This window comes from Corynebacterium sp. UMB4614, from assembly GCF_030217065.1.
GTDB lineage: Bacteria > Actinomycetota > Actinomycetes > Mycobacteriales > Mycobacteriaceae > Corynebacterium.
Genome location: NZ_JASONC010000001.1, coordinates 61,981 through 75,456 on the forward strand (window position 1 = coordinate 61,981; position 13,476 = coordinate 75,456).

A 13,476-nucleotide genomic window follows, 5' to 3' on the forward strand; every position below is an offset into this window, starting at 1 on the left:
AGGTTCCTGACATGACTCGAAATCTCTGGCGCTCAGCAGTCAGCGTCATGATCGCCACCCCTCTCGCACTCGGCGCAGCACCACTTCTCCACACCGTCCCGGTCGCCCAGGCAGACACGTCCTGCACCTGGAACTGGGGAATTAAGCAATCCTTCCGCAGCTACATCAAGGGCAAAATCGCCCGCGGTGGCTGGGGTGCTAGCGGCATCGGCTTTACCGGAAACGAAACGGGCAACGGCGCGTTCGTCTTCAAGGCCAGCTCGCCACAGGCCTCCGGCGACACCGTCACCGTCCCGTTCCAGGGCACCCTGAACTTCAAGGGGCACGACGGCGTCCTCGACATGACGATGTCTGACTTCAAGGTCACCGCCTCCGGCAACCAGGCGAAGATCTCCGTCGACTACGTGTCCTACGAGCTCAACCGGAGCAACTACAGTCGCGGTCAGCGAATCCAGGGCGACGACGAGGTCATCGCCACCATCCGCCTTCAGGAGCCCGTCAAGTCCGGCGCCAAGAAGGTCAATCTGGCAGGATCCACGTCCCTGACCTCCGGCGGAGTTAAGCTCTTCACCGGCTTCTACAACCAGGGCGAGGCTCTCGATCCATCCTCGGGAACCATCGCGCTGGACGGCTCCTGCGCAGGTGGCGGTTCCGCGGGCGGCGGGTCCGGCTCGCAGCGCCAGCTGAACTCCATCTCGGGCAACTTCACCGGCTTCAACAAGGAAGCCATGGACATCCTCTCCGAGACCAACGACACCATGAACGGCATCACCACCTTCATGGGCAACACCCAGGCATTCCTGGATGAGCTGGAATCCTTCCGCAACCGCGGGAACTCCAACTCCGGCACCGGAAACTCGAACTCCGGGGGTTCACCGTCCGGTAACTTCACCTCCGACTCCGGCGCTTCCGACTCTGGCACAGACTTCGGCACCTCGGGAACCGGCGGTGCCGGCGCAGGGGCCTCCACCGCTGGGGGCTCGGGCTTCGGGGCTACCAGCGCGGGCGGTACGTCCTCCGGGGGTGCGTCCGGCGGCAGCGACGCATCCTGCCAGGCCACCGGTGTCACCCAAGCTACCGCGCAGTGGGGCGTGAAGAAGTCCTTCCAGTCCTACATCACCGGCTCCATCGCACAGGGCAAGTGGCAGCTCTCGGGCGTTGGCTACAACAACGGCCGCTTCCAGTTCTCCGGTAACTCCGGTGCAGTCAAGGACGGCGCAGGCTCCATCCGCTACGGCGGAAGTATCCAATTCCACGGCCACCACGGCAAGCTCGACCTGAACATCGCCAATCTGGAGATCACTTTCAACGGCAAGACCGGCAAGCTGATCGCCGACGTTCGTTCCTCCAACATGGAGGGCCAGAAGAAGAACTTTGGCCGCACCGTCATCGCCAACCTGAACTTCAGCTCCCTCAACGTCGGCGCCGATTCTGCCTCCGGTGAAGCCTCCGTCTCCCTCTCCGACGTGGGATCCAAGGCCTTCGCCGAGTTCTACGAGCCCGGCACCCAGCTGGACCCATTGAGCTTCCGCGCATCCCTCGGCGGCAACGCTGACTGCGGCGACGTCGCCGGTGGCGGTGCCAGCGGGGGAGCCGGCGGCGGTGACTTCGCTTCCGCGAGCGGCGGTGGCGTCAACGACGCAGCCATCGAAGAAGCGCTCGCTGGCGACTCCGAGCAGGGCTACGAAGACGGCTCGAAGAAGTTCAAGATCAAGTCCGCCAACGGTCCGAACAGCAGCACGGCAGACGACCCAGCCACCTACCTCCTCCTGTTCATCGCCGCGCTGGTCATCGCCGGTGGCTCCACGAGCCGACTCATCATGAACAACTCCTAGAAAGATTGTCGTGAAACTCCTTCTACGTTTGCTCGTCCCGCTGTTGTGCGCCGTGGGACTTACCGCCTGCGGGGTGCAGGGCAGCTACACCGACCAGCTCCCGGACCCCGAAAACCTCTCCGACCCCCGCTCTTTCGAAGGGGTCACCGAGGTCAGCGACTTCGCCGACATCGAGCCGGTGACTGATAACGCACAGCCAGCCCTCCCCGTCGAGCTCACCGACGCCGATGGCTACGACGTCACCGTCGACGACACCTCCCGGATCCTCGCGCTGGACATCTACGGGACGTACACCAAGACGCTGACCGGCTTGGGCCTGGCGGACAACATCGTGGGCCGCACCGTCTCCTCCACGGAACCGAACCTGGCCGACCTCCCGGTCGTGACCGAAGGTGGCCACAACATCAACGTCGAGGCAGTCCTGGAGCTCAAGCCAACCCTCGTCATCGTTGACCACTCCATCGGACCCCGCGACGCGATCGACCAGATCCGGGAAGCGGGCGTGACCACCGTCGTCATGGAGCCACAGCGCACAATCGACTCGGTGGGGGAGGACATCACCACCCTGGGCGAAACAGTGGGGCTGCCGGATGAGGCACAAACCCTGGCCGAGCGCTCCATCGAGGAAATCGACGAGGCGAAGGAAGCCATCAAAAACATCGTTCCCGAGGACCCGATGCGCATGGCCTTCCTCTACGCCCGCGGCAACGGTGGCGTGTTCTTCATCATGGGTGAAGGCACCGGCGCCGAGGACCTCATCGAAGGCATCGGTGGGGTGGACCTCGCAGCAGAGCACAAACTCTCCTACGCCGAGCCTGCCAACGCCGAAGCACTCGCCCGCATCAACCCGGAGGTCATCATCATGATGACCGATGGCCTGAAGTCCACCGGCGGCATCGACGGCCTGCTGGAACGCCCCGGCGTCAAGCAGACCATCGCTGGTCAGAAGCAAAGAATCGTTACGATCCCCGACGGCCAGTCGCTGGCCTTCGGCCCCATGACCGGCCAGACGCTGGTCAAGCTCGCAAAGGCTGTCTATGACCCAAACAACGCCTAGCGAGATCTTCGCCCGCCGCCGCGCACAGCGCAGATGGGTATTCGTGGGTCTAGGAGTGCTCGCCATCCTGGCCGCACTGGTCTCGATCATCCTTGGGCAGTACTACATCACGATCCGTGACCTGGTACCCATCCTGACCCTTGGCCCCGGCCAGGAGTCCCTCACCGCCAGCGTGGTCTGGAACATCCGCCTGCCACGCCTGGTGCTGGGGCTCCTCGTGGGCGCCGCCCTGGGAGTTGCGGGAACGCTGATGCAGGCGATCTTCGCCAACCCACTGGCGGAACCCTCCATCATCGGAGTGACCTCAGGTGCCGGTGTGGGTGCCGCGGTGGCGATCGTCTTCAACGTCTCCTTCCTGGGAACCTTCACCGTTCCAGCACTCGCCTTCGTCAGCGCGCTCGTGGTGACCTTCATCATCTACCAATTCGCTCGTCACAACGGGCGTGTGACGGTGGTCCACCTGATCCTCACCGGCATCGCCATCAACGCGGTGTGCAACGCCATCATCGCTTTCATGGTGTACCTCGCACCGACCGCGAACCGAGAAGCGATCATCTTCTGGCAGATGGGCTCCTTCAACGGCTCGCAGTGGAAGCACGTCTGGGTGGTTCTACCCGTCGTGATCCTCGGCATCGCCGTGGCGCTGCGCCTGGGTAAACAGCTGGACATTCTCGCGCTCGGCGAACGCGCCGCAACGCACACCGGTGTGAACGTTCCCGTGCTACGCATCGTGGCGATCATTGCCTCCGCGGTGCTCACCGCCGCGGCGGTGGCCTTCGCCGGCCTCATCGGCTTCGTCGGCCTCATCGTTCCCCACCTACTGCGCAGCATCGTTGGGCCGGAAAACAGCATCCTCATCCCGGCCTCTGCCCTCGGTGGTGCGGTGCTTATCGGCTTCGCGGACGTGGCAGCACGAACCCTGATTCCCTTCGCGGACCTGCCGATCGGCATTTTCACCGCCCTGGTTGGCGGACCAACCTTCTTCATTCTTTTGCGTCGCATGATGCGGAAAGGGGTGCACTGATGCTCAGCGTGGACAGCCTCACCGTCACAGTCGGGGAGCGCACCCTTGTCGACTCCGTATCCTTTACTGCCAAGCCAGGCGAAGTCACTGGGCTGATCGGCCCGAACGGTGCCGGCAAGTCCACGGTGCTCGCCGCGGTGGCAGGGGACATGGACTACACCGGCGAGATCAACGTCGGCGGCCTCTCGCCGAAGGCCCCACCCCTGGACCTCGCGCGGACACGTGCGGTGATGCTCCAGGACGTCGCGGTGTCCTTCGAGTTCCTGGTCCGCGACGTCGTCGCCATGGGGCGCCGCCCCTGGCGCGGAACCCCGCATGCGGACCTTGACGAGCAGCTCATCGACGCCGCCCTGGAGGCCGCGGACGTCGCCCACCTCGCGGGACGTGACATCAGCACCTTGTCCGGTGGGGAACGTGCGCGGGTGGCGTTTGCCCGCGTGCTTGCCCAAAACACGCCGATTGTTCTCTTGGATGAGCCGACTGCGGCCCTCGACATCCGTCACCAAGAACAGCTCCTGGGGACCGTGAAATCCCTCGCCCGGGAAGCCGGAGTCGCCGCACTCGTCGTACTCCACGACCTGAACGCGGCAGCCTCATATTGCGATCACATTGTGTGCGTCTCATGTGGGGGGTTAGCAGCTCAAGGGCGTGTGGCGGAGGTTTTCACCGATCACACCTTGTCCGAGGTGTATGGGTGGCCGATCTCCGTCAACGGGCTGCTGGTACAGCCACAACGTGCCACGCCCACCATCAATCCACTTTTCTCACATCAACTGGAGGAATTCCATGCTTAAAAGAATCCTGGTGACCGCTATCGCAGCTACCGCGATCACCGTGCCGCAGGCGTCCGCGGCAGAAGCAGAAACCTGCACCATTGAATCCGGCTCCTTCGACTGGGGCGTCAAGCAGTCCTGGCGTAAATACATCAAGGGCCGTATCGCCCAGGGGACCTGGGAGACCGCCGGCCCGGTGGCCGAAAACGGGGAACCGAACGCCAAGGACTTCACCTTCGGTTTCGACGTCGACCCGGCAACCTCCACGGTGACGGTAGACGAGAACGGTAACGTCACCGCCTCGAAGATCAGAGCCAAGGATTCCTCAGTCACCTTCACTGGTCACCACGGCGCACTGTACTCGAAGATGATCAACCCATTCGTCCAGACCGACGGGGACAAGGCCCAGCTCGGTTCCGAGTACGAGGCCTACTTCGTCGAAGGTAAGGCCATGCACGAATACACCGCAGACGACCGCACTGAGGAAAACAAGCGCACCGGTGAGGGTGCCTTTGGTCACGGTAAGGCGCAGTGGAAGAAGGAGGGTGACACCCTCACCCTCGATGCGAGCGACGTGACCTATGTGCCCCAGCCGGGCACGGATGAAGCTGGTGCTGTCGAGGGCGTCGACTTCCTGTTCATGGGTATGTATGGCCCCAACTACAACCCAGAGGTGGATGGGGCGAAGGTGACCCTCAAGGTCTCCTGCGAGAAGAAGGAGCCGGAGACCCCGGAGACCACGACCCCGGAGACCACGACCCCGGAGACCACGACCCCGGAGAACCCGAAGGGGCCGGAGACCCCGACCCCGCCTGCGCCGGAGAAGCCGAAGGAGCCGGAGACCACGACCCCGGAGGCCCCGAAGCCGACCGAGCCGGAGAACCCGAAGGGGCCGGAGACCCCGAAGCCGGATAAGGATAAGGACGGCCAGGGTGACAAGGACACCGGGTCCTCCGCCATCTCGAAGTTCAAGAACTTCTGGAACTACTTCCTCGGAGCTGTAGCCATCGGCGGGATGTTCGGCATCCTGTGGCAGGCAGTCGTGAAGTCTGGTGCTCTCGACAACATTCGTTCTTTCTTCCAGCGCTAATTGCCGAGCCGTTAAATACTCAGGCACAACGCTGAAAGTTTAGAGCCACAACGACGGGCCGCGTGATAGCGGCGGACGGTTGGCACCGCCCCGTCAATAACGAGGGTTGCCACACCTTAGGAATAGGAGGCAGCGGTGTTGAAGATACTTTCTCGCAAATCAGAACACCCGACGCCTGCCAAACTAAGGTGTGGCTACCCTTAATTTTCATTCCAATAATTCCGATTACATCCTGGAGCAGAACCATGACCACCACCATCGATAAACCACTGTCTGCTGCATTGCGTGACGCGACCGCAGAGGTCCACGAGAGAGCGGAAAACTCCTCCTTCATGCAGCGCCTGCTCAGTGGGCAGCTCACCGAAGCCGCTGCGGCCGATCTTGCCGGCCAGCTGTGGTTTGTTTACGACGCCCTCGAAAACGCTGCCCGCAGCGTAGCCAACAGCCCGATCGCCGGTGCGGTAGCGGACCCGCGGCTTGAGCGACGTGGCGCACTGGAGGCAGACCTGAAGCTACTTATTGGCGAGGACTGGCGTGAGAAGATCCAGGCCTTGCCGGCCACCGCCGCTTATGTGGCGCGGTTGGAAGAGATCGCGGGTAAACCTGTGGAAGTGGTGGCGCATCATTATGTCCGCTACCTGGGCGATATTTCCGGCGGGCAGGTGATCGCTGCGATGCTGCGCTCCCACTACGGGATTCCGGCTGGGGCGCTGAACTTCTACGACTTCAGCGCGATCGGAAAGATCCCGCCGTACCGCAACGGATACCGCGAGCGGGTGGATGGTCTGGCGCTGAATAATGATCAGCGCGCGACCCTGCTGACGGAGGCGGAGAAGGCGTTCAACTTCAACACGGCAATCTTCGCGGAGCTGGCGGAGCGCCACTAGCCAGAAGCAGAACACCTGCACAGTAGAAAACTGCACAGCAAAAGGCCCGGAAGCATCGCGCTTCCGGGCCCTCACTTGCTAAACCGCAACTAGCAGTCGTAGTACATCTCGAACTCCAGCGGAGTCGGACGCAAACGACTTGGCATGATCTCGTTATCCACCTTGTAGCGGATGTAGGTGTCGATCAGGTCGTCGGTGAACACGCCACCCTCGGTGAGGAACTCGTTATCGTCCTCCAGGGCCTTCAGCGCGCCCTCCAGGGAGGTCGGCGCCTGCGGGATGCTCTTCGCCTCCTCCGACGGCAGCTCGTAGAGGTCCTTATCCACCGGCTCGTGCGGCTCGATGCGGTTCTTGATGCCATCCAGGCCAGCCAGCATCATCGCGGCAAAGCCCAGGTACGGGTTACCGCTCGGGTCCGGCGCACGGAACTCAATGCGCTTCGCCTTCGGGTTCGAGCCCGTGATCGGGATACGCACCGCAGCAGAACGGTTGCGCTGCGAGTACACCAGGTTGATCGGCGCCTCGAAACCCGGCACCAGGCGGTGGTAGGAGTTCAGCGTCGGGTTGGTGAATGCCAACACCGCGCCAGCGTGCTCCAGGATGCCGCCGATGTAGTAGCGGGCGGTATCCGAAAGCCCTGCGTAACCGTTCTCGTCGTGGAACAGCGGCTCGCCGTCCTTCCACAGGGACTGGTGGGCGTGCATACCCGAACCATTATCGCCGGCCAGCGGCTTCGGCATGAAGGTCGCGGACTTGCCATTCCGCCACGCCACGTTGCGGATGATGTACTTGAAGGTCTGGATATCATCCGCCGCAGCCAGCAGCGTGTCGAACTTGTAGTTGATCTCCTGCTGACCGCCGGAGCCCACCTCGTGGTGCAGGCGCTCCAGGGTGAAGCCGGCCTTCATGAGCTCCTTGCTCATCTCATCGCGCAGATCCTGGTAGCGGTCGTACGGCGCGACCGGGAAGTAGCCACCCTTCGGGCGGGTCTTATAACCCAGGTTGCGGGAACCATCCAGGTCGAACTCCTGGTCGCGGTTCCACCAGCCGGAGTCGGAATCCATGCTGTAGAACGCCTCGTGACCCTCCACGCGGTAGCGCACAGAGTCGAAGAGGTAGAACTCCGCCTCCGCGCCGAACAAGCAGGTATCCGCAATACCGGTGGACGCCAGGTACTGCTCCGCCTTACGCGCCACATTGCGCGGGTCGCGGCTGAACGGCTCGCGGGTGAACGGGTCGTGGACGAAGAACTTGATGTTCAGCGTCTTCGACTCGCGGAACGGGTCGATCTTCGCGGTGGACAGGTCCGGCAGGAGGTTCATGTCGGACTCGTCGATGGTGGTGAATCCGCGGATGGAGGAACCGTCGAAGGCCAGGCCTTCCTCGATGGCGTCCTCGTCGAAAGCCTCTGCCGGGATGCTGAAGTGCTGTTCGGTGCCAGGGACGTCCGTGAAGCGGATGTCAACGAACTCCACGTCCTCGTCCTTGATGAACTTCACGACCTCTTCGGGTGTTTCAAATGCCACGCTAAACTCCGCTCTTCGTAGTCGTGTTTTCGGGGGTTGCTGGGGTCACATTTTACCCGCCGTTATCCGGAGTATTGCCCTCGGGGATAACGCGGGGGTGAACTTTCCGTTTTTCCCGTCCGCGCCGGTGGCCGCTGGGTTACTGTTTCTTTTACCTCGTTCCCGCAGCAGGGGGCACCGGTTGCGGGGTGGGGTGGGAAGTCATTGTTTATTAGGGGGCGCTGTGACCAGCTTTTTTAACGACGTCAACCCCCGCACAACCACCCGATCCCCTCGCGGGATCATGCGGGTCGTGGTGGTGATCGCCACGGTTCTGGGGCTGGCGGGGGTGATGGGTTTCGCGCCCGGCACGGGTGGCGAGCTGCGGCGGGAGGCTGCGGGGGTGATGCCGATCGTGGACGCGGGGAACTACGTGGGAACCGAACTGGGCGAGCGGTTGTCTAATAACGGTGGGATGGATCTTTCTTGGCCCAGGCCGGAGGGCTTCGACGGCATCTGGTTCGAGAAGGAGCCCTACGGCCGCCGGGAGCATGTGGTGTGGGAATCGCAGCGCTTCGTGGGTGAGCCGGTGGACATCCCAAAGTTGAAGCAGGGGCAGGTGAAGGGGGACTTCGTGGGCTTGCCGGATATTTGTGGCCCGGTGGTGCGCGAGCGCATGGCCGAGCTGGGGTACACGGATGACGAAGGGCTGGGCAGCAACTACGACTATCGCTATGGCTGCACGTATGTGAATTACGGAGTGGATAGGGCTGAACAGCTAGATACCATTGCTGCCTCGTTGGGTACACCGATGGGCGATCTCGAGGAGTACCAGGGGGAGACCGATTATCAGTTGTCTCGGGAATCTGCGCTTGTAGTCATCGCATCGAATCCTGAAGCTGTGGCCTGCGTTGCTCGGGGAACCCGCCTTCGGGATGAACACCGGCTCTACGTCCAATCGGGCAATTTGAACGTGAGATCGCGAGAAGCGAATTGTAAAAATAGCGCCTTCTATTGGCAGGTGCTCAACAATGTTTTGGGGGAATCATAAATGGACTTGCAAGCTTCTATCGCAGACATTGACGGTGCGAAGCAGGGGATCGCGTCGACGCTGGCCAACAGGGCAACCCCTGACCAGATAGAGTTCTGGACGCAGAGTTACACAACAGCTCCTTCGTTGGCCAAGGCTTATGCTCAGCACGAGACGTTCTGGAGCGGTCAACCCGGCGACGTGCTGCGAGCCATGGAGAAATACGAGTCAGACCTGCAGTGGGCGATGGAACTGCTGGACAGCCTCGGCTTCGCGATCGATCAGCAGGATAAGTCCAGCGCGAATGTGCTCGACAAGTTTGATGTCGCGAAGCATGCAGGTGGTATTGGCTCTTTCGCCTGCTTCCAGCCACGAGACAACGAACCATTCAAGAACCTGAACTACACGGCGCCCGTGACAGTCGCGGAAGCAGGCACCGAGCTTGAAGTTTTGATCGGAATGTTCACCAGCTCGGATGCAGCACCACTGGCATCGGCAGAAAGATGGTCGCAGGCGGCCACCCGCTTGGAGGCTACGGCGCACACCCTGCACTCGATCTCCGGCGATCTCGCCCGGAATAACAGGGGGCGTGCTTTCGATGAGGTGCGCAATGCTCTGGAGGACTTCGTTAAGCGGGGCCACAACATCTCCGCCAATGCCGCTCTCATGGCCGAATCTGCGAGCCAGTTTCCAGTGGTGAGGGCGGCGAACCTGACTTATCTCCAAGGACTGCTGAGTACTAACTCACTGGCAGGGACTGGGCCCGGGGTGTTGGCTGCCCGGAAAGCTGCGGTAGCGACCTTCGTGAGCACGCACCTGCAGCCCTCGCTGGAGCTGCTCAAGCCACCGGTCCACAACTTCGGGGTGCCCGTCGTCGGGCACAACGGTGGCGGCGGGGTGAACATCACCAGCTTCAACACCGCCGGCCCCGCCGAGGCATTCCAGGGCATCAACGGCAACGTCGCACCCGCCGCTGCGAACAACGTCCAAGAACTCGGGACACAAACCGCTGACGCTGTGACGGATGCCGGCCGCGGCAACGCCGCCGCCAACGCGCCAGCAGCCGGGAACACCAGCCCAGCGGCAGGGGAGCACATCCCCGCCAGCCAGCAGCACGTCGCCCCGGCAGGCGCCAACCCCGCAGCACCCACGGGTCCGGGCGTGGCACCGGCAGGCGCACAGCTGCCCGCGCACACGCCCACTCACACAGCAGGCATGCCGGGCGGGGCTCCATCCAACGCAACCGCGCCGGGCCTCGCACTGCCTGGAACCAACCAACGCGGGGCGAACGGGAGCCCGAGCGCTAGGGGAGCACAGCCCACCCGCCCTGCGCTACCGACTACGGGTGCACACCGGCCAAACGCAGGGCACGCGCCGGTGCCACGGGCAGGCAGCGCCCCACACGGCACTGGCACGCACAACGCCCTCCGTAACGCACCGGGGCTCGGCGGAGCAGAAACAACCGGCGAGCGCACCGGCAGCCGCAACCACGGCTACGGAACCCACGCCACCACCGGGCAGGGGAGAATGCCACGGGTCACCGTCGTCCGCCCCGAGCTACCAGCCGCGCACCCGGAGAACCTCCGCAACGGTGCTGCGGGCCGCGGGCTGCACGGCGTCGGCGCGCCGGGCGCTCCCCACACGGTTCCGAACACGGGCATGCACGGCACTGGCCACGGCTATCCGACCGCGGCAACACCACACGCCGAGCAGGCCGCCGCTGCGCAGAACAACCAACGCGGCCGCGGCTTCTACGGCGGCATGGCACCCGGTGCACGGGGAGGGGCCAACACCGGGCGACAAGTAAAGCCAGGCGCCGGCCAGTGGGCCAGCTCCGTCTCGGAGTACTTCAAGCGCCAATTCTTGGGTACTAAGCCGCGCACCACGAAGAAGGTGATCAGCCGCTAACCCCGGTCCCGGGCTGAGCCTCACTCCAGCCCGGTCAGGGCAGCCTAATAAGCCCAGCAGGGGCGCGGGAAATTGTTCCCGCCCCCGCGCTTGGATAGGCTCAAAACCATCATGACTCAGAAGCGCTCCTGGCTCGAAGGCCCCCAGCTGCCCGGCCAAAACGAAGACCCGAACAAACTCAGCTCATACCCGGGCGAGGCCATCGGCCTACCCAAGGACGGGCCCGGTTCGCTCTCACCGCTGATGCCCCGCATGATCGCGCTGCTCATCGACTGGTTTCTCAGCATGGGCATCGCGTTCTTCATCACCACGCAGACCACCAAGTTCGGTGGCCTGTCCACCCTCACCATGCTGGTCTTCGTGCTGATGCGCCTGCTCACCGTCTGGCTGCTGGCCCAGACCCCAGGCCACGCGGTGATGGGCATCGGTGTCGCCCGCCTGGACGACGCCACCCAGCGCGTCGGACTCTGGCGCTCCTTCGTGCGCATCCTGCTGACCATCTTCATGTTCCCGCCCGTCGTCCAGGACACCGACGGCCGCGGGCTGCACGACCGCGTGACCCAAACCGGCGTCATTAAGACCCGCTAGCCCCTCCCGGAAAAAGGGGAACAGGGCCGCGGACCGCGCGGCCACAGGGGCAAAACCACCGGGGGGGACCGCAAGAAACAGGGACAAAGCGACCGGGGGACCGCAAGAAAGAGGGGCTGGCTGCGGGGCCCAGGAGGGGGAGCGCCGGCGACGTCGAAGCAGCCCCTCGGTGACGTCCGAAAATCGAGAACGCCGGCGCCGAAGCACTAGCCCAACAGGCCGCTCAGACCGTTGTACAGCAACGTCAGCGAGACCACGGCGAAGAACAGCCCCGCACCCAAGTCGATCAGGTGGGAGACGGAGAGCAACCGCGACTGCACCCGCTGCGTCGACACAAACAGCGCGATCAGGCTGAACACAAGCGCCGCCGAGGCCATGATGGTGACCACATACACCACAGAGACCCACCACGGCGCGCCCACCGGCAGGAACGGCGCCAGAATCGCCGTGAAGTACAGCACGACCTTCGGGTTGGAGAGGTTCGTCGCCACGCCCGTGCGGTAGGCAGCACGCGGCGAGCCCAAGCCCGGGGGCATCACCAGATCAGCGTTCGCCCCCACCCGCGTGCGGTAGTACTCCCGCACCTGCTGCAGCAGGCTAAAGGCCATATAGCCCAACCACAGGCCACCGAAGATCTGCAGATAATCCAGGATCCACGGCTTCTTATTCAGCAGCGCGCTCGCGCCGGTCACGGCCAGCGTCGACCAGAACACCAGCGCCGTGATGATCCCGCCGATCGCCGCGAAGGCATGCTTCCGCGAGCGGGAAGCCATCCGCAGCACCAGAAACAGGTCTGGTCCAGGGGTCATCACGCCGAGCATGTTCATCAGCATGACGATCCCGATGTTCGTTAATTCCACAAATTAATCCCAAATCTCCAAGCAAAAACCGGCCACAGAGTGCGGCCGGTTGAGCGCAAAATATCTTAAGTTTTACTTCTTGCCACGCTGTGCAGCACGGCGGGCGCGGCGGTTCATGCCGGCCATCTGTCCGCCCTTCGGCAGCGGACCCTTCGGCATATTCGCCATGGGCGACTGCAGGCGGGAAATCGAATCGATGCGGGAGTTCAGCGCATCGACCTCGTTCTTCTTAATGTTCCGCGGCAGGCGCATCAGGTGGTTCTGCAGCTTACGGACCGGAACCTCGCCCTCACCGTCGCCGACGACGACGTCGTAGATCGGGGCGTTGCCAGCAATGCGGGCGATCTTCTTCCGCTCGCGGGCGATCATCTGCTTTACACGGTTCGAGTCGCCCTCACCGACCAGGACGATGCCCGGGGTGCCGACGACGCGGTGGACGGCATCCAGGTTCGTGTTCTGCGCGATGCCTGGCTCGACGATCCACTTCATGCCCACGCCGTCGCGAAGGTTGTTCAGGGTCCAGGCGGCAGCGCCAGCCTCGCCCTCGATCTGCTCATAGACACCCTTCTGCAGGCGGCGGGTGAACACCCACACCGCCACGGCGATGCCCAGCAGGATACCCACGATGAGGTTCAGCCACCACCAGCCGAAGACGGTGGAGAGCAGGAGAAGAAGCACGACGGGCACCAAAAAGCCCACCAGCATCAGCGGGATCAGAGCCTTATCGCGCTGCCGCTGCAGCTTAAAGGCCTGCCACAGCTGACCGCGCTGCTCCTTGCGGGCGGCGCGCTTGGCGGCCTTTTCTGCCTTCTTATTTTCCTTCTCGCGGATGTCCTTAGCCATGTGCTCCAGGATAGAACATGCAGCGAAAAAGAAAGAAACGCGCGCAAGGTGCGAAGCCTTACGCGCGTCTCAACGC

General features: G+C 63.3%; 12 protein-coding genes. 9 read left to right on the top strand and 3 right to left on the bottom strand.

Features of this window, described 5'->3' with window-relative positions; all coding sequences use genetic code 11:
* The first annotated feature begins 11 nt into the window (after positions 1–11).
* The 6 genes from QP413_RS00240 to QP413_RS00265 all read left to right on the top strand — a co-directional run bounded on the left by QP413_RS00240 (position 12) and on the right by QP413_RS00265 (position 6,666).
* Entirely contained in the window at positions 12–1,835 is a 1,824-nt protein-coding gene (locus tag QP413_RS00240; protein ID WP_284780002.1) for an HtaA domain-containing protein, read from the top strand.
* Positions 1,836–1,845: 10 nt separating this feature from the next.
* Positions 1,846–2,892: a hemin ABC transporter substrate-binding protein gene (locus QP413_RS00245; protein ID WP_284780004.1), complete on the top strand. Its 1,047-nt coding sequence runs from the start codon at positions 1,846–1,848 to the stop codon at positions 2,890–2,892.
* A complete protein-coding gene (locus tag QP413_RS00250; RefSeq protein WP_284780007.1) occupies positions 2,873–3,916 on the top strand; it encodes an iron ABC transporter permease in 1,044 nt (347 codons plus the stop codon). The genes QP413_RS00245 and QP413_RS00250 overlap by 20 nt, the downstream gene beginning before the upstream one ends.
* A complete protein-coding gene (locus QP413_RS00255; protein ID WP_284780010.1) occupies positions 3,916–4,710 on the top strand; it encodes a heme ABC transporter ATP-binding protein in 795 nt (264 codons plus the stop codon). The genes QP413_RS00250 and QP413_RS00255 overlap by 1 nt, the downstream gene beginning before the upstream one ends.
* The gene (locus QP413_RS00260) at positions 4,703–5,779 is read left to right on the top strand and encodes an HtaA domain-containing protein (RefSeq protein ID WP_284780012.1); all 1,077 of its coding nucleotides are present in this window, start codon (positions 4,703–4,705) and stop codon (positions 5,777–5,779) included. Before QP413_RS00255 ends, QP413_RS00260 begins: the two co-directional genes overlap by 8 nt.
* A gap of 245 nt (positions 5,780–6,024) precedes the next feature.
* On the top strand, positions 6,025–6,666 hold the full coding sequence (locus QP413_RS00265) for a heme oxygenase (biliverdin-producing) (protein ID WP_284780014.1): 642 nt from the start codon (positions 6,025–6,027) through the stop codon (positions 6,664–6,666).
* An 89-nt stretch (positions 6,667–6,755) separates the two neighbouring features.
* Here the strand turns inward: QP413_RS00265 and glnA are convergent, their stop codons facing one another.
* Complete coding sequence (glnA, locus tag QP413_RS00270; protein WP_284780016.1) at positions 6,756–8,192, bottom strand: type I glutamate--ammonia ligase; 1,437 nt, start codon at positions 8,190–8,192, stop codon at positions 6,756–6,758.
* Positions 8,193–8,475: 283 nt separating this feature from the next.
* On the opposite strand from glnA, the gene QP413_RS00275 reads away from it, so the two are divergent.
* From QP413_RS00275 to QP413_RS00285, 3 genes are all read left to right on the top strand, one after another.
* Positions 8,476–9,222 (top strand): hypothetical protein, encoded by a 747-nt coding sequence (locus QP413_RS00275; protein WP_200973955.1) that lies wholly within the window; start codon positions 8,476–8,478, stop codon positions 9,220–9,222.
* Positions 9,223–11,109, top strand: coding sequence for a hypothetical protein (locus QP413_RS00280; RefSeq protein ID WP_284780019.1), 1,887 nt, complete (start codon positions 9,223–9,225; stop codon positions 11,107–11,109).
* 111 nt (positions 11,110–11,220) lie between these two features.
* Entirely contained in the window at positions 11,221–11,697 is a 477-nt protein-coding gene (locus QP413_RS00285) for an RDD family protein (protein ID WP_187441041.1), read from the top strand.
* A gap of 206 nt (positions 11,698–11,903) precedes the next feature.
* Here the strand turns inward: QP413_RS00285 and QP413_RS00290 are convergent, their stop codons facing one another.
* Positions 11,904–12,557, bottom strand: a complete 654-nt coding sequence (locus QP413_RS00290; protein ID WP_284780020.1) for a LysE family translocator — start codon at positions 12,555–12,557, stop codon at positions 11,904–11,906.
* 72 nt (positions 12,558–12,629) lie between these two features.
* Complete coding sequence (locus QP413_RS00295) at positions 12,630–13,400, bottom strand: DUF4191 domain-containing protein (protein WP_284780022.1); 771 nt, start codon at positions 13,398–13,400, stop codon at positions 12,630–12,632.
* Between the last annotated feature and the right edge of the window lie 76 nt (positions 13,401–13,476).